This window comes from Amycolatopsis orientalis DSM 40040 = KCTC 9412 (genome assembly GCF_000478275.1).
Classification (GTDB): domain Bacteria; phylum Actinomycetota; class Actinomycetes; order Mycobacteriales; family Pseudonocardiaceae; genus Amycolatopsis; species Amycolatopsis orientalis.
Genome location: NZ_ASJB01000097.1, coordinates 130,221 through 153,019, shown reverse-complemented (window position 1 = coordinate 153,019; position 22,799 = coordinate 130,221). Strand labels below are relative to the sequence as shown.

The 22,799-nt window shown below is 68.7% G+C and carries 16 protein-coding genes and 1 riboswitch; of the genes, 9 read left to right on the top strand and 7 right to left on the bottom strand.

All coding sequences use genetic code 11. From position 1 onward, the window contains the following. Positions 1–6: 6 nt before the first annotated feature. From L324_RS39300 to L324_RS39270, 7 genes are all read right to left on the bottom strand, one after another. Positions 7–1,173, bottom strand: a complete 1,167-nt coding sequence (locus L324_RS39300) for an acyl-CoA dehydrogenase family protein (RefSeq protein ID WP_081736613.1) — start codon at positions 1,171–1,173, stop codon at positions 7–9. Then, a complete protein-coding gene (locus L324_RS39295) occupies positions 1,170–3,122 on the bottom strand; it encodes an acetyl/propionyl/methylcrotonyl-CoA carboxylase subunit alpha (protein ID WP_037321102.1) in 1,953 nt (650 codons plus the stop codon). The genes L324_RS39300 and L324_RS39295 overlap by 4 nt, the downstream gene beginning before the upstream one ends. Positions 3,123–3,305: 183 nt before the next feature. Further along, positions 3,306–4,904: an acyl-CoA carboxylase subunit beta gene (locus L324_RS39290; protein WP_037321099.1), complete on the bottom strand. Its 1,599-nt coding sequence runs from the start codon at positions 4,902–4,904 to the stop codon at positions 3,306–3,308. Beyond that, positions 4,901–6,049 (bottom strand): acyl-CoA dehydrogenase family protein, encoded by a 1,149-nt coding sequence (locus L324_RS39285; protein ID WP_037321097.1) that lies wholly within the window; start codon positions 6,047–6,049, stop codon positions 4,901–4,903. The genes L324_RS39290 and L324_RS39285 overlap by 4 nt, the downstream gene beginning before the upstream one ends. Beyond that, entirely contained in the window at positions 6,046–7,743 is a 1,698-nt protein-coding gene (locus L324_RS39280) for an acyclic terpene utilization AtuA family protein (RefSeq protein ID WP_037321095.1), read from the bottom strand. Before L324_RS39280 ends, L324_RS39285 begins: the two co-directional genes overlap by 4 nt. Further along, entirely contained in the window at positions 7,740–8,534 is a 795-nt protein-coding gene (locus tag L324_RS39275; protein ID WP_037321093.1) for a TIGR03084 family metal-binding protein, read from the bottom strand. The genes L324_RS39280 and L324_RS39275 overlap by 4 nt, the downstream gene beginning before the upstream one ends. A gap of 235 nt (positions 8,535–8,769) precedes the next feature. Next, positions 8,770–9,627 (bottom strand): NAD(P)-dependent oxidoreductase, encoded by an 858-nt coding sequence (locus L324_RS39270; protein ID WP_037321091.1) that lies wholly within the window; start codon positions 9,625–9,627, stop codon positions 8,770–8,772. 49 nt (positions 9,628–9,676) lie between these two features. Here L324_RS39270 and L324_RS39265 point away from each other — a divergent pair, with 49 nt between their 5' ends. From L324_RS39265 to L324_RS39225, 9 genes are all read left to right on the top strand, one after another. Further along, the gene (locus tag L324_RS39265; RefSeq protein WP_037321090.1) at positions 9,677–10,069 is read left to right on the top strand and encodes a MerR family transcriptional regulator; all 393 of its coding nucleotides are present in this window, start codon (positions 9,677–9,679) and stop codon (positions 10,067–10,069) included. Next, on the top strand, positions 10,066–10,545 hold the full coding sequence (locus L324_RS39260; protein ID WP_037321087.1) for a tetratricopeptide repeat protein: 480 nt from the start codon (positions 10,066–10,068) through the stop codon (positions 10,543–10,545). The genes L324_RS39265 and L324_RS39260 overlap by 4 nt, the downstream gene beginning before the upstream one ends. 50 nt (positions 10,546–10,595) lie before the next feature. Further along, positions 10,596–11,435 (top strand): enoyl-CoA hydratase-related protein, encoded by an 840-nt coding sequence (locus L324_RS39255; protein WP_037321193.1) that lies wholly within the window; start codon positions 10,596–10,598, stop codon positions 11,433–11,435. Then, positions 11,432–12,040 carry an acetoacetate decarboxylase family protein gene (locus L324_RS39250; protein WP_037321085.1) on the top strand — a complete coding sequence of 203 codons (609 nt, stop codon included), beginning with the start codon at positions 11,432–11,434 and terminating at the stop codon, positions 12,038–12,040. Before L324_RS39255 ends, L324_RS39250 begins: the two co-directional genes overlap by 4 nt. A gap of 236 nt (positions 12,041–12,276) precedes the next feature. Beyond that, positions 12,277–15,276, top strand: coding sequence for a ribonucleoside-diphosphate reductase subunit alpha (locus L324_RS39245; RefSeq protein WP_037321083.1), 3,000 nt, complete (start codon positions 12,277–12,279; stop codon positions 15,274–15,276). Positions 15,277–15,352: 76 nt separating this feature from the next. After that, positions 15,353–16,429, top strand: coding sequence for a ribonucleotide-diphosphate reductase subunit beta (locus L324_RS39240; RefSeq protein ID WP_016333204.1), 1,077 nt, complete (start codon positions 15,353–15,355; stop codon positions 16,427–16,429). Positions 16,430–16,548: 119 nt separating this feature from the next. Beyond that, positions 16,549–16,771: riboswitch (cobalamin riboswitch) on the top strand. 100 nt (positions 16,772–16,871) lie between these two features. Beyond that, a complete protein-coding gene (metE, locus tag L324_RS39235; RefSeq protein WP_037321082.1) occupies positions 16,872–19,145 on the top strand; it encodes a 5-methyltetrahydropteroyltriglutamate--homocysteine S-methyltransferase in 2,274 nt (757 codons plus the stop codon). Positions 19,146–19,282: 137 nt separating this feature from the next. Then, positions 19,283–20,728, top strand: coding sequence for a cytochrome P450 (locus tag L324_RS39230; RefSeq protein ID WP_173426454.1), 1,446 nt, complete (start codon positions 19,283–19,285; stop codon positions 20,726–20,728). Between the two features lie 235 nt (positions 20,729–20,963). Continuing rightward, complete coding sequence (locus L324_RS39225) at positions 20,964–22,787, top strand: putative bifunctional diguanylate cyclase/phosphodiesterase (protein WP_162835895.1); 1,824 nt, start codon at positions 20,964–20,966, stop codon at positions 22,785–22,787. Positions 22,788–22,799 lie beyond the last annotated feature (12 nt).

The following is a 22,799-nucleotide window of genomic DNA, read 5'->3' as shown; positions in this document are numbered from 1 at the left end:
CGCCTTTCAGTAAGACCGCGGCAGGCCGAGGCTGTGCTGGCCGACGAAGTTGAGCACCATCTCGCGGCTCACCGGCGCGATCCGGCCGAGCCGGACGGCGGTGACCAGCGTGCCCAGCCCGTATTCGCTGGCGAGACCGTTGCCGCCGTGGGTCTGCACGGCCTGGTCGACCGCGCGGATGGCGACCTCGGCGGCGGCGTACTTCGCCATGTTCGCCGACTCACCCGCGCCGAAATCGTCGCCGGAGTCGTAGAGCGACGCCGCCTTCTGCGTCATCAGCTTGGCCAGTTCCAGCTCGATCTTGATCTCGGCCAGCGGATGCGCGAGCCCCTGGTGGGTGCCGATCGGCGCGCCCCACACCTTGCGCTCGTTGGCGTAGGCGACGCCCTTGCCCAGCGCGTAGCGGGCGATGCCGAGCGAGAACGACGCGCCCATGATGCGTTCGGGGTTGAGCCCGGCGAACAGCTGCGCGATCGCCGCGTCCTCCTCGCCGACCAGCGCGTCGGCGGGCAGGTGGACGTCGTCGAGGAACAGGCCGAACTGCTTCTCCGGCGAGACGATGTCCATCTCGATCTGCTTGTACTCGAAGCCGGGCGCGTCGGTCGGGACGGTGAACAGCGCGGGCTTGAGCTTGCCGGTCTTCGCGTCCTCGGTGCGGCCCACGACCAGGACGGCGTCCGCCTCGTCGACACCGGAGATGTAGACCTTCCGTCCACTGAGGACCCAGCCGTCGGCGTCGCGTTTCGCGGTGGTGGTGATCTTGTGCGAGTTCGACCCGGCGTCCGGTTCGGTGATCGCGAAGACCATCCGCCTGGTGCCGTCGGCGATCCCCGGCAGCCACCGCTTCTTCTGCTCGTCGGTGCCGAAGCGCGAGATGACCGTGCCGCAGATCGCCGGCGAGACGACCATGAGCAGCAGCGGGCAGCCCGCCGCGGCGAGTTCTTCGAGCACCGCGGCGAGATCCGCGATCCCCGCTCCCCCGCCGCCGTACTCCTCCGGCAGGTTCACGCCGAGGTAGCCCAGCCGCCCGGCCTCGGCCCAGAGTTCTTCGGTCTTGAGCCCGGCGCGGGCTTGTTTGGCGTAGTACTCGTGCCCGTACTTCTTGCCGAGTTCGGCGACCGCCGCCCGCAGCGCGACGCGCTCCTCGGGTTCGGTGAAGTTCATCGCGTTCATTCGTTCTCTCCTACCACCGCGAGGATCGTGCCCACTTCGACCTGTTGTCCGACGACCACCGGGAGTTCCGTCACGACGCCGTCGGCGGGCGCCGCGATCCGGTGTTCCATCTTCATCGCCTCCAGCCACAGCAACGGATCGCCGGTCTTGACGGTGTCCCCGGCCTCGACCGCGAGCCGGACGACCGTGCCCGGCATCGGCGCCACCAGCGAACCCGCGGCGAGTGCCGCGTCCGGGTCGGTGTACCTCGGCACCACGCCCAGTTCGACGGTGCCTTCCGGCGAATCGACGTACACCGTGTCGCCGTACCGGGCGACGGCGAACTTCCGCCGCACCCCGGAAACCTCGATCACCACGCCGTCGCTCTCGGCGGAAACCAGTTCGACGCCTTCGAAGCCGTCGGCGCGCAGACCGTCCCGGCCGAGGGTGTAGACGATCTCGATCTCGTCTTCACCTCGACGGAAACGTTTGCGCTGTCCTTGCGAGCGGACATTGCGCCATCCGCTCGGCAGTCGTCCCTGCACCCCGGCGGCCGAGCGGTTCGCGGCCGCGCCTGCCAGCGCGGCGGCCAGCGCGGAAATCCGTACACTGTCCACAGTGGCCAGTGGCCGGGCCAGAGTTTCGAGCCCGTGGCGATCGAAGAACGCCGTGTCGGTCTCGCCCGCCAGGAAGGCCTCATGGCGCAGGACGTTCACCAGCAGGTCGCGGTTGGTCACCACACCGTGGATCTCGGCACCGGCCAAGGCCCCGGCCAGGGCGCGAGCCGCGCTCCGGCGATCCGGAGCGTAGGCGATCACCTTGGCGAGCATCGGGTCGTAGTGCACACCGACGGTCTGGCCACTGACGAACCCGGAGTCGAGCCGGACACCCGGACCGACCTCGAATTCCCGCTGTGCCGCGGGAACCTCGAACCGGTGCAGGGTGCCGCTCTGCGGCTGCCAGCCCGCCGACGGGTCCTCGGCGTAGAGCCGGACCTCGATCGCGTGGCCCCGCGTTTCCGGCTCCTCGATGGGCAGGTGCTCGCCCTCGGCGATCCGCAGCTGCAAGGAGACGAGGTCGAGTCCGGTCGTGGCCTCGGTGACCGGATGCTCCACCTGGAGCCGGGTGTTCATCTCCAGGAAGTAGAACCGCCCGTCCGGACCGGCGAGGAACTCGACCGTGCCGGCGCCGACGTAGTCGATCGCCTGCGCGGCCTTGCGCGCGGCGTCGAACAGCGCCTCCCGCATGGGTTCGTCGACGAACGGGGACGGCGCCTCTTCGACCACCTTCTGGTGGCGGCGCTGGATCGAGCACTCCCGCTCCCCCACCGCCCACACCGTGCCGTGGGTGTCGGCGAGCACCTGGACCTCGATATGGCGTCCGGTCTCCAGATACCGCTCGCAGAACACCGTCGGGTCGCCGAAGGCCGACGCCGCTTCGGCGCTGGCCCCTTCGACGGCTTCGGCGAGTTCGCCGAGCGAGCGCACGACACGCATACCGCGGCCGCCACCCCCGGCGGAGGCCTTGACCAGCAAGGGAAGGTCGGCTTCGGTGACCTCGGCCGGGTCCAATTCGGACAGGACCGGGACACCGGCTTCGGCCATCATCCGCTTGGACTCGACCTTGGAGCCCATACTCTCGATGGCCTCCGGCGGCGGGCCGACCCAGGTGTGCCCGGCGTCGAGGACGGCGCGGGCGAACGCGGCGTTCTCGGACAGGAAACCGTAGCCGGGGTGGATCGCGTCGGCACCGGTCTCGACGGCCGCCTTGATCAGCAGTTCGGCACGGAGATAGGTGTCGGACGGCGCGTTCCCCGGCAGCCGGACGGCGACGTCCGCCTCGGCGGTGTGCGGGGCGTCGGCGTCCGCGTCGGAGAACACCGCGACCGTGCCGATCCCGGCGTCGCGGCAGGTGCGGAACACGCGGCGTGCGATCTCCCCGCGGTTGGCGACCAGCAATTTCTCGATCATGCCGCTCACTGTCCTTTACGCGAGATTGCGCGCGTCCGCGATCGGGTCGCCAGGGCGCGACTTCGCGTAGCATCCGCACTCTTGGTCGACAAGCGCCCTGCCGCCCCGATAGCGGGGCCTTCGGCTGAGCGCGCGCCTTTACGTACATTTGGTTGCCGCGACATCAGTCTGCTCCGCCTCCCGTCACATACGGAAGACGCCGAAGCCCTCGGCGCCCTTCACTGGTCCATTGTGGATCACGGACAGGCTGAGCCCGAGCACCGTGCGGGTGTCGCGGGGATCGATGATCCCGTCGTCATAGAGCATCCCGGAGAGGAACATCGGCATCGACTCCGCCTCGATCTGGCCCTCCACCATGGCGCGCATGGCCGCGTCGTGCTCCTCGTTGTAATCCTGCCCGCGCGACGCGGCGGCGGCACGGGCCACAATGGACAGCACGCCCGCCAGCTGTTGCGGCCCCATGACCGCTGATTTCGCGCTGGGCCAGGCGAACAGGAACCGGGGATCGTAGGCACGGCCGCACATGCCGTAGTGCCCGGCGCCGTACGAGGCGCCCATGAGCACCGACAGATGCGGGACCTTCGAATTCGACACGGCGTTGATCATCATCGCGCCGTGTTTGATGATGCCGCTCTGTTCGTACTCCTTGCCGACCATGTAGCCGGTGGTGTTGTGCAGGAAGACCAGCGGCGTGTCGATCTGGTTGGCCAGCTGGATGAACTGCGCCGCCTTCTGCGATTCCTCGCCGAACAACACACCCTGCGCGTTGGCGAGGATGCCGACCGGGTAACCGTGGATACTCGCCCAGCCGGTGGCGAGGCTGCTGCCGTACAAGGGTTTGAACTCGTCGAAGTCGGAACCGTCGGCGACCCTGGCGATCACCTCGCGCGGGTCGAAGGGCACCTTGAGGTCGGTGGGCACGATGCCGAGCAGGTCTTCGGCGGAGTACAGCGGCTCGGCGTAATCCGGCTTCGGTGTCGGCCCCTGCTTGGTCCAGTTGAGCCGTTTTACGATGCTGCGGCCTAGCCGGATCGCGTCCTCTTCGTCCGCGGCGAGATAGTCGGCGAGGCCCGAGGTGCGGGCATGCATCTCGGCGCCGCCGAGCGATTCGTCGTCGGACTCCTCACCGGTGGCCATCTTGACCAGCGGCGGGCCGCCGAGGAACACCTTGGCGCGTTCCTTGACCATCACGACGTAGTCCGACATGCCGGGCAGGTACGCCCCGCCCGCGGTGGAGTTGCCGAACACCAGCGCGATCGTGGGCACCTTCGCCGCCGAAGACCGCGTGATGTCGCGGAAGATCCGGCCGCCGGGGATGAAGATCTCCTTCTGCGTCGGCAGATCCGCGCCGCCGGACTCGACGAGGTTGATCACCGGCAGGCGGTTCTGCGCGGCGATGTCCGCGGCACGGTAGCTCTTCTTGGCCGTCCACGGGTTGCTCGCGCCGCCTTTGACCGTGGGGTCGCTCGCCGAGATCATGCACTCGACGCCTTCGACCACGCCGATCCCGGTGATCACGCTGGCGCCCACCTGGTAGTCCGAACCCCAGGCGGCCAGTGGCGAAAGTTCCAGGAACGGCGAGTCCTCGTCGAGGAGGAGTTCGATCCGTTCACGGGCGAGCAGCTTGCCGCGTTTGCGGTGCCGGGCGACGTACTTCTCGCCGCCGCCCGCGATCGCCTTGGCGTGCTCCCCGTCGATCTCGGCGAGTTTGCCGAGCATGGACTCGCGGTTGGCGGCGAACTCCTCGCTCCGCGTGTCCACAGTGGACCTGATGGTGCTCATGCGGTGTATCCCAATCGCTTCGCGGCCAAGCCGGTGAGGATCTCGTTGGTGCCGCCGCCGATACCGAGGATGCGCACGTCACGGTAGTGACGCTCCACTTCGGACTCCCGCATGTAGCCGAGTCCGCCGTGCAGCTGCACGGCCTCGTTGACCACCCATTCGGCGGTCTCAACGGCGGTGTTCTTCGCGAAACAGGCTTCGGCGATGACCTCTTCACCCGCGACGTGCCGCTGCGCGACCTGCCTGGTGTAGCTCCGGGCGACGTCGATCTTGCGGGCCATCTCGGTGAGTTTGTGCTGTACCAGCTGACGCGAGATCAGCGGACGACCGAACGTCTCCCGCAGACGGCACCAGTCCAGCGTCAGGTCGAGCGCGCGTTGCGCGTGCGCGTACCCCTGCACGGCCAGCGAGACCCGCTCGGTGACGAACTGCGTCGCCACCTGGGCGAAACCGCTGTTCTCGGCGCCGATCAGGTTCTCGGCGGGCACCCGGACGTCCACATAGGACAACTCGGCGGTGTCCGAGCAGAGCCAGCCCATCTTCTCCAGCTTGCGGGACACGGTGAAACCGGGTGTCCCGCGTTCGACCACGATGAGCGAGATCCCGTGGGCGCCGGATTCCCCGGTGCGGACCACGGTGGTCACGAAATCGGCGCGGCAGCCCGAGGTGATGAAGGTCTTGGCGCCGTTGATGACGTACTCGTCGCCTTCGCGCACCGCGGTGGTGCGGATCCCGGCGACGTCGGAGCCGCCGTCGGGTTCGGTGACCGCGAGCGAGCCGATCTTGGCGCCTTCCAGCGTCGGCCGGACCCAGCGTTCGATCTGCACCGGATCCCCGGCGGCCGCGATATGCGGGACGGCGATGCCGCAGGTGAACAGCGAGGCGAACAAACCGCCGGATCCACCCGCGTAGTGCAGTTCCTCGGCGATGACGACGGCGTCGAGGTAGTCGCCGCCCCCGCCGCCGACCTCCTCGGGGAAGCCGACACCGAGCAACCCGAGTTCCCCGGCCTTGCGGTGCAGCTCGCGCGGCAGCTCGCCCGCGCGCTCCCAGTCGTCGAGGTGGGGCAGGATCTCGGTTTCGGTGAAGCGCCGGACGGTCTTGCGCAGCTCGACGCGTTCCGGCGTGGTGAAGAGGTCGGTCACAGCAGGGCCTCCGGGATGTCGATCTCGCGGGAGCGCAACCATTCCCCGAGCGCCTTCGCCTGCGGGTCGAACCGCGCCTGCGACGCGACGCCCTCGCCGAGGATGCCTTCGACGACGAAGTTGATCGCCCGCAGGTTCGGCAGGAGATGGCGCCGGACCTCCAGCTCCGCCGTCTCCGGGAGCAGCAGCTTGAACTCGGTGACGGTGAGCCGGTGCGCGAGCCAGCGCCATGCCTCGTCGGACCGCGCCCAGACGCCGACGTTCGCGCTGCCGCCCTTGTCCCCACTGCGGGCGCCGATCACCTTGCCCAGCGGCGCCCGGCGGATCCGGTCCTGGGTGAAGGGAGCGGGCGGTCCCGGTTCGTCCACTTCGGACAGGACCTGGGTTTCGCCGGCCTGGGCGATGTCCCGGCGCGTGCCGTCGGGAAGGACGGCGACGTGGGGGACTTCCCGCGCGTCGACGAAAGCGGCCCGGTAGACGCCATAGGGTGAGGCCGCCGCGGGCGGTGCGGTGACATGGAAGCCGGGGTAACTCGCCAGCGCGAGTTCGATCGCCGCGCCGCTGAAGGCCCGTCCGGCGATCTCCGGGTCGGCGTCCTTCACCGCGACGTGCAGCAGTGCGCTCGCCTGCTGCTCGGTTTCGGCGTCCGGGTGGTCGGTCCGCGCCAAGGTCCACCGGATGTCGGCGGGCGGCCTGGCCTTGAGCGAGCCTTCGAGTTGTTCCTTGACCAGCGCGGCTTTCGCTTCGATGTCGAGTCCGGTGAGGACGAACGTCGTCTCGTTGCGGAAGCCGCCGAGACCGTTCAGGCAGACCTTGAGCGTCGGCGGCGGGGGTTCGCCGGTGACGCCGCTGATCCGGACGCGGTCGGGGCCGTCCTCGGTCAGGGTCAGCGTGTCGAACCGCGCCGTGACATCGGGGCCCGCGTACCGGGCTCCGGTGATTTCGTAGAGCAGTTGCGCGGTCACGGTTCCGGTGTTCACCACACCGCCGGTACCGGGGTGTTTGGTGATCACGCTGGAACCGTCGGCGGAGATCTCGGCGAGGGGAAATCCCGGGACACCGATCTCGTGCTCGGTGAAGAAGGCGTAGTTGCCGCCGGTGGCCTGCGCGCCGCACTCGATCACGTGCCCGGCCACCACTGCACCGGCCAGCGCGTCGTAGTCGTCGCGGGCCCAGCCGAAGTGCGCGGCGGCGGGGCCGACGATCACCGACGCGTCGGTGACCCGGCCGGTCACCACGATGTCGGCGCCGGCGTTCAGGCATTCCGCGATCCCCCACGCGCCGAGATAGGCGTTGGCGGTCAGCGTCTTCCCGAAACCGAGTTCTTCGGCGCGCTGGAGGAGATCGTCCCCTTCGACATGCGCGACGGCGACGTCGACACCGAGTTTCCCGGCCAGTTCACGCAGCGCGTCCGCGAGCCCGGCGGGATTGAGCCCACCGGCGTTCGCGACGATCTTGACGCCCTTTTCCTTCGCCAGCGCGAGATTCTCCTCCATCTGACGGAGGAACGTCTTGGCGTAGCCGCGGTTCGGGTCCTTCATCCGGTCGCGGCCGAGGATGAGCATGGTCAGCTCGGCCAGGTAGTCGCCGGTCAGCACGTCGAGCGGACCGCCGGTGAGCATCTCGCGGACCGCGGAGAAGCGGTCGCCGTAGAACCCGGACGCGTTGCCGATCCTGATCGGGGCCGCCGTCATGCGAACTGCCCCGGCCGCCGTCCCGCACCCGGAGGACCGGCGAACGCCTGCGCGATCCCGAGCCATTCCTCGACGTCCTTCCCGGTGGCGACCAGGTCGGTGTCGTCGGGATGACGGCGCTGGGTGATGACCAGGCAGAAGTCGACCGCGCTCCCGGTGAGCCGCTGCCCGGCGTCCTCGGGCCCGAACGCCCAGGTGGCGCCGTCGGGCGCGGCCAGCTCGACGCGGAACTCCTCCGCGGGCGGGGCGAGTGAGTTGAGCTTGTAGGCGAAGTCGCGCGTGCGGGTCCCGAACCGGGCGATATGCCAGATCCTGGCCGTGTTCTCGCGCGGGAGGCCGAGCGCGTCGAAGATGTCCTGGCCGTGCGCCCAGGTCTCCATGAGCCGCGCGGTCACCATGGAGGCCGCGCTCATCGGGGGGCCGTACCAGGGGATCTTCTGGCCGTCGGGCACCGCGGCGAGCGCCTCGGCGAGTTCCGCGCGGCCGGCGCGCCACTGCTCCAGCAGCGCACGGGGCGGTGTCTTCGCACCCTCGGCCGCGCCCTCGTCGACGTAGCTCTCCCCCGTCGCGAGGAGCCCTTCGATCTCGGCCTGCCAGTCGGCCTCGGACCCGCGCGCCGCGATCAGCGCCTTCCTGTCCGTCCAGGCCAGATGGGCTATCTGATGAGCGATCGTCCAGCCTTCGGCCGGGGTCTGCCGCGCCCAGTCCGACGCGGGCAGTTCCGCCACCACGTCGTCGATGGCCTGTGATTCCGCCGCGAGATCCCCAAGGATCACGCCAAGGTCAGCCATGCCCGCCTCCTCGCGTCCTCCCCAGGCTGGCACCCGTGCCCGAAAAAAGCAAGCACGCCTGATTGTTTTACCCGCCCACCCCCCAGCCCGGGCGGCACCGTCCTGAAGGCCCCCTGCCTGGGCCCAGACCTCGCGTGGGTCGTGAGTGGTAAGTGCCGTTAGAACGACACTCGCCACTCACGACCCACGCGACCCACCCGAAACGGGCGGCTTCAGCCATCGTGTCCGTCTTAACTCACCGGCCCGGGCGGCTGAACTCTTCGATCAGTACGGGGTACTGCTCCCCGCCGTGTCCGGCGGCGATCGCGCGGTCGGCCATCGCCTTCAGCAGCTTCGGCAGTTCGGCGTTGACGCCGAGCGCCTCGCTCTCCTCGACCAGATGCGCCATCGCCCGCGCGTCGGTCTCCAAGGCCGCCACCTCCGCGGGGAACGCGCCTGCGTCGACCTGCTCGGCGTACCCGGGCAGCCAGCCCGCGACGCCGACGGCGATCTGCTGCGCGAACGGCGCGTAGGTCGCGGCGTCGATGCCCGCCGTCTTGAGCATCGCGGTGCCCTGCAGCCACGCGTTCAGAATGCTCCACATCATGGCCAGACCGGCGACGTCGTAGAGGGAAGCCAGCCCCGGGTCCTCGCCGAGATGGCTGATCGTGCCGAGCGCGCCGATCTCGAAGTCCGGCCGCGGCCCGCTGAGCAGGATCACCGCCTCGTCGGTCCCGATCGCCGACGGGACGGCCATGATCGCGCCGTCCAGGTACCGGGCGCCCTGTTTTTCCGCCCAGGTGGCCGTTTCCCGGGCCTGGGCGGAGTCACCCGAGGTCAGGTTGAGCAGGGTGGTGCCCGCCAGCTCGGCGCCGCCGAGCAGTTCGCGGACGGCCGAATAGTCGGTGAGGCACAGGATCGTCACACCGCCCGAACCGAGCGCGTCGCCGATCGTGGGCGCGAGCCGGGCGCCGTCGGCCACGAGCGCGTCCGCTTTGGCGGCGGTCCTGTTCCACACGGTCGTGGGATGCCCGGCCGTCAGGAACGCGCGGGCGAGCGCGGTGCCCATGAGACCGAGGCCGATGATCGATACCGGGGTTTTCGCGTCTGTCATGGCACGATCGTCAACGTTGATATCGGTATGAAGGTCAAGTGGGGAAACGATGAAGATCGGTGAACTGAGTCACCGGACGGGCGTCAACGCCCATCAGTTGCGCTACTACGAGGCCCAAGGTCTCCTGGAGGCGGACCGCGCCACGAACGGCTACCGCGAGTACGACGAGACCGCCTTGCTGCGGGTCAAGCAGATCCGCCACCTGCTCGCCGCCGGTCTGTCGTCCGAGGACATCGCGTACCTCCTGCCCTGCGCGATCGGCGAGGAGCCCGAACTGATCGGCTGTCCCGAACTGCTGGCCGCGATGCGAGAGCGCCTCGGACGTCTGGACGAGCAGATGGCCAAGCTGGCGCGTTCGCGTGACGCGCTGGCCGAGTACATCGTCGTGGCCGAGCGTGTCGGCGGCGAAAGCTATCCGCCCTTCGACGGCGCCGCCGCATGAACGAGGCACAGGAAGCCATCCGGCTCCGGGAACAAGGCACCGACGAGGCCCGCCTGCGGCTGATCGCACTGACGGAACAGCACCCGCGGGACGCCGTGATCGCCTACCAGACGGCGTGGGCACACGATTCCGCCGGCCTGGAGGCCGAAGCCGCCCCCTTCTACGAAAGGGCACTGGCGGGCGACGGGCTGTCCACAGAGGACAGACACGGCGTGTTCGTCGGACTCGGCAGCACGTATCGCGTACTCGGCCGCTACGACGAAGCGCTCAAAACCCTGCGTCGCGGCCTGGACGAGTTCCCGGACGACGCGGCACTGAGGACGTTCCTCGCCATGGCGCTCTACAACGTCGGCGAAGCACGCGAGGCCGCGGGAACGCTGCTGAAGGTGCTCGCGGCGACCAGCGCCGACGCGGGAGTCCAGCGGTACCGGCGGGCGGTCGAGTACTACGCGGACCACCTGGACGACGTCGAATGAAGCCTTATTGACATCTTGTCAACACACTCGGGTTGGCTTACCTTCACGTCATGAGCGCGTACGCCGAAATCACCTACGAGGTCGCCGATCGCGTCGCGACGGTCACGCTCGACCGGCCCGAGGCCCGCAACGGCTACACCATCCGCATGGCCGACGAACTCGGCGACGCGATGGACCGGGCCGACCGCGACGAAGACGTCCGGGTGGTGATCTTGACCGGCAACGGCAAGGATTTCTCGGTGGGCGCCGACCTTTCCCAGGGCGGTTTCGACTTCGACCCGGAGACCGGCCCGGACGCGGCCTGGCAGGAACCGGCGGGACGCTGCTCGAAGCGGATCTTCACGATGAACAAACCGGTGATCGCGGCCCTGCGGGGCGCGGCCGTCGGCGGCGGCATCACGATCACGCTGTCGTGCGACTACCGGCTGGCGTCCACCGATTCCCGGTTCGGGTTCGTGTTCGTCCGCCGCGGGATCTACCCCGAAGGCGCGTCCGCGTGGTTCCTGCCCCGGCTGGTGGGGATGGGCACGGCACTCGATTGGATGATCAGCGGCCGGGTCTTCGGCGCCGAGGAGGCGAAGAGCGCCGGGCTGGTCCACAGTGTCCACGAGCCGGGAGAGGTACTCGGCAAGGCCCGCGAACTGGCTCACGAGATAGCCACGACCACGGCACCCGTGTCGGTCGCGGTGACCCGCCAGCTGCTGTACCGGATGGCGAGCGCCGCGTCGCCGTTCCCCGTGCACGAACTGGACTCACGGCTGATCGGCGGCCTGGGCGCCAGCCCGGACGCCGTCGAGGGGGTCATGTCCTTCCTGCAGAAACGACCACCGGAGTTCTCCATGCGTGTCGACACCGACCAGCCCGCCTACCTGCCCTGGCGGAACGCGTGACCGCCTATCCCCCGGAACCGTGGAACCTGGCGGGCCAGGCGTACCTGTCGGTCTGGCGTGTCCCGGTGAGCGAACTTCCCGGCCTGCCCGAAGGGGCCGAGCCCATCGTGGTCGGCGGCCGCGCGCAGGTCTTCACGGCCTGGATCGACTACCAGGAGCCCGGTCAGCTCCAGTACCACGAACTGCTGGCGACGGTGGCCGTCCGGGGCGAGCGGCTCTCCAGCTCCATCACCGACATCTGGGTCGACAGCGAGGTCTCGCTCGCCGGCGGGCGCGCGCTGTGGGGCATCCCGAAGGACCTCGCCGCGCTCGACTTCACCCATGGGCGGACCTTCACCGCCTCGGCGGCCACTCACGAGGACTGGATCGCGACGGCCGCCTTCACCGCCCGCCCGAGCCTCCCGGTGAAGCTGCCCGCCGCCTTCGACGTCGTCCAGATGCTGGACGGCCGTCTCAAACGCAGCCCCGTCCGGGCGACGGCTCGCCCGCATCCGGCGGCCGCGGACTGGCGGATCAACGACTCCGGGCCACTCGGCTTCCTCGCCGGTCAGCGGCCCGTCCTGAGCGCTCACCTGCGTGATTTCAAGATCGTTTTCGGCGGCTGACCAGCCGCTGAGCGTGATCGTCTAACCCGGCAGGGTGAGCCAGCGACACGCCACCCATTGGGGCACGTGCAGCCTCCGACCCCTACATGTAGTCTCTGGGAACCGACATCGCCCAGCGACGGGGAGACCGCTCGGGAGCGGTTGTCGGACAGCTTGGTGAACCTGCAGCGCACGGCCTTGTGAGGCCTTGTGGTGCTTCAACGCGCCCTTTTTCGAGAGACACAGTGGAGTGACGCATGTCAGTGGAAACCGGTCAGCGGCCGCCTTCGTCTTCGGACACGACGCCCGCGACCGTGCGAGTCATCCGGCGGGACGGCAGCGTGTCCCCCTTCGACGCGAACAAGATCTCGGTCGCGGTGACCAAGGCCTTCCTCGCCGTCGAGGGCGGTGACGCGGCCGCTTCGTCGCGGATCCACCACCTGGTCAAGGAACTGACCGAGCAGATCGAGACCACCCTGCTCCGCCACGCCGGTCCGGAGACCGCGCTGCACATCGAGCAGATCCAGGACATCGTCGAACTCGCGCTGATGCGCGGCGAGCACCACAAGGTCGCCCGCGCCTACGTCCTGTACCGCGATGAGCGCGCGAAGGCCCGCGAGGCCGAGAAGCCCGCCTCCTCCGACGTCGCCATCAGCGTCAAGGCGGCCGACGGCACGCTCCGCCCGCTCGACTGGGCCCGCGTCTCGCACGTCGTCGGCGAGGCCGTCGCCGGACTCGAGGACGTCTCGGCCGAGCCGGTGCTGGCCGAGGCCAAGCGCAACCTCTACGACGGCATCAGCGCCGACGAACTCGCCCTCGCCCAGATCATGGCCGCGCGCGTGCTCGTCGAGCAGGAGCCGAACTACTCCTACGTCAGCGCCCGGCTGCTGGCGGACAAGCTCCGCGGCGAGGCGCTCAGCTACCTCGCGGGCGTTCCGCAGCAGGCCAGCCAGGACGAGATGACCGCGCGGTACCCGCAGTACTTCCGGGACTACCTCAAGCGCGCCATCGAACTGGAGCTGGTCAACCCCGAGCTGCAGACCTTCGACCTGGACAAGATCACCTCGGCCATCCGCGCCGAACGTGACCTCGACTTCGGCTTCCTCGGCCTGCAGACGCTGTACGACCGGTACTTCCAGCACCACAACGGCGTCCGTTTCGAGCTGCCGCAGGCGTTCTTCATGCGCGTCGCGATGGGCCTGGCCATCCGCGAGGACAACCGCGAAGACCGCGCCATCGAGTTCTACGAACTGCTGTCGTCGTTCCACTTCATGGCGTCCACCCCGACGCTGTTCAACTCGGGCACCACCCGCCCGCAGCTGTCGTCCTGCTTCCTGACCACGGTGGACGACGACCTGGACTCGATCTTCCAGGCGTACAAGAACAACGCGCTGCTGGCGAAGTACTCGGGCGGTCTCGGCAACGACTGGACCCCGGTCCGCGGCCTCGGCGCGCACATCAAGGGCACCAACGGCCAGTCGCAGGGCGTCGTGCCGTTCCTCAAGATCGCCAACGACACCGCGGTCGCGGTGAACCAGGGCGGCAAGCGCAAGGGCGCGGCCTGCGCGTACCTCGAGACCTGGCACGTGGACATCGAGGAATTCCTCGACCTGCGCAAGAACACCGGTGACGACCGTCGTCGTACGCACGACATGAACACCGCGAACTGGGTGCCGGACGAGTTCCTCCGCCGCGTCGAGGCCGACGCGCAGTGGACCCTGTTCTCGCCGAACGAGACCCCGGATCTGCACGACCTCTACGGCACCGCGTTCGCCGAGCGCTACCGCGAGTACGAGGCCGCCGCCGAGCGTGGCGAGATGAAGGTGTTCCGCAAGGTCCGCGCGGTCGACCTGTGGCGCCGCATGCTGACCATGCTGTTCGAGACCGGCCACCCGTGGATCACCTTCAAGGACCCGTGCAACCTGCGTTCGCCGCAGCAGCATGTGGGTGTCGTGCACTCGTCCAACCTGTGCACCGAGATCACCCTGAACACCACCACCGACGAAGTCGCGGTCTGCAACCTCGGTTCGGTGAACCTGCTCAAGCACGTCACCCCCGAGGGCCTCGACACGAAGCGCCTCGAGAAGACCGTGCGCACCGCGGTCCGCATGCTCGACAACGTGATCGACATCAACTTCTACACGATCCCGGAAGCGCGCCGCTCCAACCTGCGTCACCGCCCGATCGGGCTGGGCCTGATGGGCTTCCAGGACGCGCTGTTCGAGATCGGCGTGCCGCTGTCCTCGGACGAGGCCGTCCAGTTCGCGGACACCAGCATGGAGCACATCAGCTACTACGCGATCTCGGCTTCGACCGACCTCGCCGAGGAGCGCGGCCAGTACCAGACGTTCGAGGGTTCCTTGTGGAGCAAGGGAATCCTGCCGATCGACTCGCTGCAGCTGTTGATCGACGCCCGGCAGGGCGACGCGCTCGACGTCGACACCTCGTCCACTTTGGACTGGGCGCCGCTGCGGGAGCGAGTCAAGACCGTCGGCATGCGCAACTCCAACGTGATGGCGATCGCGCCGACCGCGACGATCTCCAACATCTGCGGGGTCGGGCAGTCGATCGAGCCGCTGTTCCAGAACCTGTTCGTCAAGTCGAACATGTCCGGCGACTTCACCGTGGTGAACCCGCACCTGGTCCGCTCGCTCAAGGAGCGCGGGCTGTGGGACGAGGTCATGGTGTCGGACCTGAAGTACTTCGACGGCAGCCTCGGCCAGATCGACCGCGTGCCCGACGACCTGAAGGCGCTGTACGCCACCGCTTTCGAGATCGAGTCGAAGTGGCTGGTGGACGCCGGTTCGCGGCGCCAGAAGTGGATCGACCAGGCGCAGTCGCTGAACCTGTACATCGCGGCGCCCAGCGGCCGCAAGCTCGACGAGCTGTACCGCTACGCCTGGCACAAGGGCCTCAAGACCACGTACTACCTGCGGGCGCGGTCCGCGACGCACGTGGAGAAGAGCACCCTGCGCGGCACCGACGGCAAGCTGAACGCGGTCTCGGCCACCCCGGCCCCGCCCACGCCGAAGGCCGCCGCACCGGCACCGGCCCCTGCGGCCCCGCCCGCCCCGTCGGCTTCCGCCGCGGTCTCGCCGTCGCCCGCCGCCGCGGTCCCGGCCGTCCCGGTGACCGCTCCGGCACCGGCAGCCAAGCCGGAGCCGAAGGAGATGCCGCAGGTCGCCGACGTCGACTTCGTCGCCACCGACGGCGCGGCCTGCCGCATCGACGACCCCGACTGCGAAGCCTGCCAGTAAGCCGCCCTCGTGAGTGGTAATGACGGTTCTAACCGTCATTACCACTCACGACCCCCGAATCGTGAAGTGAGCCTTGATGACCACCTTTGACGCTTCGACCGACGCCACCGGCCTCGGTGAGATCGAAGTCGGCGCCGCCCGCATCAACGTCGACGACAAGCGGATGATCAACGCCCGCGCCGACGTCAACCAGCTGCTGCCGATGAAGTACACCTGGGCCTGGGAGAAGTACCTCGCCGGCTGCAACAACCACTGGATGCCGACCGAGGTCGCCATGCAGGCCGACATCGCGCTGTGGAAGTCGCCCGACGGCCTCACCGAGGACGAGCGCACCATGCTCAAGCGCAACCTCGGCTTCTTCGCCACCGCGGAATCGCTGGTGGCCAACAACATCGTGCTCGCGGTGTACCGGCAGATCACCAACCCCGAATGCCGCCAGTACCTGCTGCGCCAGGCGTTCGAGGAGGCCGTGCACACGCACACCTTCCAGTACATCTGCGAGAGCCTCGGCCTGGTCGAGGGCGAGCTGTTCAACATGTACCGCGAGGTCCCGTCCATCTCGGACAAGGACGCGTGGGCGCTGAAGTACACGCAGAACCTGGAGAACCCGGACTTCGAGACCGGCACCCCCGAAGCCGACCAGAACTTCCTGCGGGACCTGGTCGCGTTCTACGTGATCTTCGAAGGCATGTGGTTCTACACCGGCTTCGCGCAGATCCTCTCGCTCGGCCGCCGGAACAAGATGATCGGGATCGCCGAGCAGTACCAGTACATCCTGCGCGACGAGTCGATCCACCTGAACTTCGGCATCGACTGCATCAACCAGATCAAGATCGAGAACCCGCACCTGTGGACCGAGGAGTTCCAGGCGGAGATCCGGACGATGCTGACCGAGGCGTGCGAACTCGAGGTCGCCTACGCCCGCGACACCATGCCGCGCGGCATGCTCGGGCTCTCGGCCGAGCTGATCGAGCAGTACATGCACTTCATCACCGACCGGCGGGCGCAGCAGATCGGCCTCGCGCCGATCTTCGGCGAGACGGAGAACCCGTTCCCGTGGATGTCGGAGGCGATGGACCTCAAGAAGGAGAAGAACTTCTTCGAGACCCGCGTCATCGAGTACCAGTCCGGTGGCGCCCTCGACTGGGACTGATCACCTGAGCCGAGGAAAGGCCCGCCCCGCGCACTCGCGCCGGGCGGGCCTTTTCACGCGCCTCGTGAGTGGTAGTGATGGTTCTAACCGTCATTACCACTCACGAGGCTCGACTGAGTACGCTCCACAGTGCTACTGGTTCGCCCGGCCTCCCAGGCCGGTCGAGGTAACAGGGAACCCGGTGGGAATCCGGGACTGCCCCGCAGCGGTATGTGGGAACGAAAGCCGTCACCGTGCGAGACACGGTAAAGCACTGGGTCATGGCGACCCGGGAAGCGACGGCCGGTAGGAGCGAGCGTTTCGCCCACGAGTCCGAAGACCTGCCCGTGGTACGCGCGCCGACGGCGTGCGTGAGTCCGGGCCTCGTGGGATGGGCACGACCGAACGGCGGTCATTCCCGCGCGCGCTCCGGGCTCCCCGACAAGCTCGCGAGGAGAGAGCTGTGACCGAAATCGGCACCACTGTGCTGGGCTATCCCCGGATCGGACCGGACCGGGAACTCAAACGAGCGCTCGAACGCTACTGGGCGGGCAAGATCGACGAGGCCGCGCTCCTGGAGACCGGCCGTGCGCTGCGCACGCGGACCTGGCGGGAGCTCAAGGACGCCGGACTGGATTCCGTCCCCTCCAACACCTTCTCCCACTACGACCAGGTGCTCGACACCGCCGAGCTGTTCGGCGCGCTGCCGGAACGCTTCACCGACCTCGGCCTCTCACCGCTCGACACCTACTTCGCCGCCGCGCGCGGGGTGCAGGACGCGCCGGCGCTGGAGATGACGAAGTGGTTCGACACCAACTACCACTACCTCGTTCCCGAACTCGGCCCGGACACGACGTTCTCGCTCACCGGTACCAAACCGCTGGACGAGTACCGCGAGTCCCGCGCGATCGGTGTCGAGACACGGCCGGTACTGGTGGGGCCGGTGACCTTCCTGCTGCTCGCCAAGGCCGCCGAGAGCGCTCCTGAGGGTTTCCGCCCGCTGGAACTGCTCGACAATCTCCTCGACGGCTATGTCGAGCTGCTGCGGCGGCTGCACGACGAAGGCGTCGAGTGGGTTCAGTTCGACGAACCCGCCTTCGCGGCCGATCGCACCGAGCAGGAACTCAACGCCCTCATCCGCGCCTATCACCGGCTCGCGAAGGCGACGGCGCGGCCGAAGATCCTGGTCGCGGGCTACTTCGGCGGCCTCGGCCGCGGGCTGGGCGTGCTCGCCCGCTCCCCGATCGACGCGATCGCCGTCGACCTCGTCACCGATGAGTCCTTTGTGGACGCTGTCGCGGCCGAGCCCGCCTTGCGCGACAAGGAGGTCCTGGCCGGGGTCGTGGACGGGCGCAACGTCTGGCGCACCGACCCGGCCCGCGCGCTCAGCCGGGCGGCGACACTGCTCGGCACCGCGAAAGCGGTCAGCGTCTCGACGTCGTGCTCGCTGCTGCACGTGCCTTACGACGTCGAGCGCGAGACCGGGCTCCATCCGCGCCTGAAGGGCTGGCTCGCCTTCGCGAAACAGAAGGTCGACGAGGTCGTCCTGCTCGGCCGGGCGCTGAAGGAGGAGGGCGTCGACCTGTCCGCCGCCCGTGCCGCCGCCGCGGACCGGGCCACGGCGGCCGACCTGGCCGACGCCGGGATACGCGCCCGGCTGGAGGCTCTGCGCCCCGAGGACACCGTCCGCTCCCCCTACGCGCGGCGGGCGGCCGCCCAGCAGGCCGCACTGGAGCTGCCGCCGTTGCCGAGCACGACGATCGGCTCGTTCCCGCAGACCACCGAAGTCCGGAAGGCACGCGCCGCGCACAAGGCGGGTTCGCTGGACGACGCGGGTTACGAAGCCGCGATGAAGGCGGAAATCGAGCGGGTCGTCCGGCTGCAGGAGGACCTCGGCCTGGACGTGCTGGTGCACGGCGAGCCCGAGCGCAACGACATGGTGCAGTACTTCGCCGAGCGGCTGGCCGGATTCGCCGCCACCGACTTCGGCTGGGTGCAGTCCTACGGTTCCCGCTGTGTCCGGCCGCCGATCCTGTACGGCGACGTCTCGCGGCCCGAACCGATGACGGTCGCTTGGGCGCGCTACGCGCAGAGTCTGACCGCGAAGCCGGTCAAGGGGATGCTGACCGGGCCGGTGACGATCCTGGCGTGGTCGTTCGTCCGCGACGACCAGCCACTGGGCGAGACCGCCCGCCAGGTCGCGCTGGCCATCCGCGACGAGGTGCACGATCTTCAGGAGGCCGGGATCCGCGTGATCCAGGTGGATGAGCCGGCGCTGCGGGAGCTGCTCCCCCTGCGGGCCGCGGCGCACGAGGCGTACTTCGCCTGGGCGGTCTCGTCGTTCCGGCTGGCGACGTCCGGGATCGACGACGCGACGCAGATCCACACGCATATGTGCTATTCGGAGTTCGGCGACGTGGTCAAGGCGATCGACGCGCTCGATGCCGACGTCACCAGCATCGAGGCCGCCCGGTCGAAAATGGAGGTCGTCACCGATCTCGGTGCGGCGGGCTTCGGCCGCGGCGTCGGGCCGGGCGTGTACGACATCCACTCGCCACGCGTTCCCGGTGTCGACGAGGTCGGCGGGTTGTTGCGGACCGCCGTCGGCGCCGTGCCCGCCGAGCGGATCTGGGTCAACCCGGACTGCGGGCTGAAGACCCGCGGCTACGCCGAGGTCGAGCCCGCCCTGCGGAACCTGGTCGCGGCCGCGCGCGCGGTCCGGTCCGAACTCGCCTGACCGTTCCGTGAAGGCCTCCTTCCCTACTCTGAAGGTAGGGAAGGAGGCCTTCACGGACTTCCTTCGAGGTATTGTCAGGACGTCAATAAGGATGCGATGGTGGGGCGGTAGCCGATCTCAGCGGGGAGATGGTCACCATGGCGAGCACGGTCGAAAAGGTCACCGGGGCGCTGCGCGAGCGGGTTCCGCCGCTCACGTCGATCCCCCTGCCGCGTTCGGTCGACCAGCGCTGGCTCGGCGCGACCTGGCCGGTCCGTGAACTCGCGCCCGCCCCGCCCGGCCTCAAGCCCGTCCTCGGCGACGAAGGCCCGCCGGTCATCGGGCACGCACTGGACTTCATGCGGTTCGGCATCGAATTCGGCCTCAAACGCTACGAAACCTACGGCCCGGTGTCCTGGATGGGCGCGTTCGGCCGCCGCATCGTCGCCCTCTCCGGCCCGGAGGCCACCCAGATCGCGTTGGTGAACAAGGACAAGGCCTTCTCCCAGGAGGGCTGGAAGTTCTTCATCGAGCAGTTCTTCGACCGCGGCCTGATGCTGCTCGACTTCGGCGAGCACCATCTGCACCGCCGGATCATGCAGGCGGCGTTCACCCGCCAACGGCTCACCGGCTACGTCGACCAGATGGGACCGGCGCTGCGCGAGGGCGTCGCGACCTGGTCGGACAAGCCGAACCCGCGGATCTACTGGTCCCTCAAGCAACTCACGCTCGACGTCGCGACGCGCGTGTTCATGGGCATGCGGTCCGGCGACGACGCGGCCGCGATCAACCGCGCGTTCGTGAACTCCGTGCGCGCGGGCACGGCCATCGTGCGCTTCCCCGTGCCCGGCGGCCGCTGGGCGGCGGGTCTGCACGGCCGCAAGGTACTCGAACGCTACTTTTCGGCGAACCTGCCCGCGAAACGGCGAAGCGACGGCGACGACCTCTTCACCGCGTTGTGCCACGCCACCACCGAAGACGGTGACCGCTTCACCGACGCCGACGTCGTCAACCACATGATCTTCCTGATGATGGCCGCGCACGACACCTCGACCATCACCAGCGCCGCCGCCGTCTACCACCTCGCCAAGAACCCGGACTGGCAGGAACGCGCGCGCCAAGAGTCCCTCGCGCTCGGCGACGACGTGCCGGACATCGAGGCGCTGGAGACCCTGACGACTCTCGACCTGGTCATCAAGGAATCCCTGCGCCTGGTCGCCCCGGTACCTTCCCTGGCAAGGAAAACCGTGAAGGACACCGAGGTTCTCGGGCATTTCATTCCCGAAGGGACACTGGTCGGGGTCTCCCCCACCGTCAACCATTTCGCACCGGAGCACTGGACCGACCCGATGCGCTTCGATCCGGACCGCTTCGGCGAGGAACGCCGCGAGGACAAGTCGCACCGCTACGCGTGGATGCCGTTCGGCGGCGGCGCGCACAAGTGCATCGGCCTGCATTTCGGCACGTTCGAGGTGAAGGCGCTGCTGCACGAGATGCTGCGGGCGTATCGCTGGTCGGTCCCCGGGGACTACACCGCCCGCTGGGACTACGTCTCGCTGCCCGTTCCCGCGGACAGCCTGCCGATCCGGCTCGCACCACGCTGAATCCCGGCGAACGGGACAACACGAACGAGTACTCTTGGTAACTTCCGGTCACCACTCGTGTAGTGGCCATCACCCTTTCAGCCGGTAGACACCCCGGATCGCGCGTGATGCCGTGGCACTATTCCCGGTCGGCTCATACCTAGTGTGGGTCCCTGAGCCCGGACATCCCGTCTGAGCTGGCCATTAACCGCGCATGAAGAGGTGAAGTGTGCCTGAGCCTGGTGCCACGCCAGGGTTGGTGGACGTCGCTCGGAGATGGGCCGCGACGCTCGCTGACACTAAAGGAGTATCGCTTCCCCAAGAGCAACTCGAACAGCTCCTGCTCGGCGTCGCCCAGGACGCCGTGCGGAGCGAGCCTGACCACCAGGCCGCCGTATTGCGCTTCACCAAGCTCTATTCCGCCTCCCCCGTCGGGATCGCGCTCGCCGACTCCGACGGCAAGATCGTCGAGGCCAACGAGGCGCTCGGCAAGCTGCTCGGCTGCTCTCCCACCACGCTGCGCGGGCGGGCCATTCCCGACCTCGGCTCCGCCGACCACGACATCGCCCGGCTGCGGAACGGGCTGTCCCAGCTCAGGGAACTCGGACGGCAGATCCAGCAGGACCGCCTGCTGCTGAAGCACAGCGAGGAAGGCACTCTGTGGGTCGACGTGACCCTGACCGACCTCCCCGGTGACCGGCCCGGCTCGTCCTATCCGGTGCTGATGGTCGCCGACGCCAACGAGATCCACCTGCTGCAGGAACGGCTGCGGCACCAGAACGTGCACGACCCGCTGACCGGCCTGCCGAACGCCACCGCGTTCGGCAACGCGCTCGAAACCGCGCTGGCCGGTTCCGGCGGCGATCAGGTCGCGCTCGTCTATCTCGACGTCGACGGCTTCAAGGTGATCAACGACGGGCTCGGCGCCGGTGTCGGCGACCAGGTGCTGCGCGGCGTCGCGAACAAGCTCAAGAGCGTGTTCACCGGCACGCACGAGGGTTCCGTCGCACGGCTGTCCGGTGACGGATTCGCCGTCCTGCTGCGCGGCGAGTTCTCGCCGACCCAGGTGATCGGCCTGGTCGAGCAGGCGCTGGAGGAACTGGCCGAGCCCATCTACGTCGGCGGGCACGGCATCGGGGTCAGCGCGAGCGCCGGCATCGTCGTCCGGCCGGTCACCGAAAGCAGGCAGGAAGACCTGCTCCGGGCCGCGGAGATCGCCCTGCACCGGGCCAAGGAGGCGGGCAAGGCGCAGTGGATGCTGTTCGATCCCGAACTCGACGCGCGCGACCGCGGCCGCTACCAGCTCGGCGCCGTCATCGCGGGCGCACTCGAAAACGGCGAGTTCTCGCTGATCTACCAGCCGACGGTGAAACTCGCTAGCCCGGATCAGCTGGCCGCGGTCAACGCCGGGCTGCGGTGGAACCATCCGGAGAAGGGCGAACTGGACTCCGACGAGTTCTACCCGCTGGCGCAGATCACCGGGATGACCATCCCGCTCGGCCGATGGCTGCTGGCCGAATCGCTCGCCGCCACCGCGCGCTGGCGGAACCGGTTCGGCGACGCCGCCCCGGACGTCTGCGTGCGGCTGCCGAACCGGCTCGCGATCGACCCCGACCTGGTACTGCTGGTGAAGGAACAGCTCGACCGCCACAACCTGCCCGCACAGGCACTGCGGCTCTGCACGGACCGCGAATCCGTCCTCGACCCGCGGTGCGGCGAGGTACTGGACTCCTTCGCGGTGCTGTCCGATCTGGGTGCCCAGCTGGTGCTGACCATCTCCGGTTCGGCCGATCTGGAGCTCATCCCGCAGCACCGGCTGCCGGTCCGCCACGTGATCCTCTCCGGCGCGGTGGTCGACGCGCTGGCCGACCGCGAGGACGAGGCCGACGTACGGCATCTGTGCCAGCTGGTCGCGCGTGCCAAGGAACTGAAGCTGCGCATCGGCGCGGAAGGCGTCCGCAGTCACGAACAGGCCGAGCGGCTGCGACGGTACGGCGTACTCGCCGCACGCGGCCCGTTCGTCGCCGATTCCGCGACCGGGGACGAGGTCGACGAACTGATCGAACGGCACGCCCACTGACGTGACAGGATC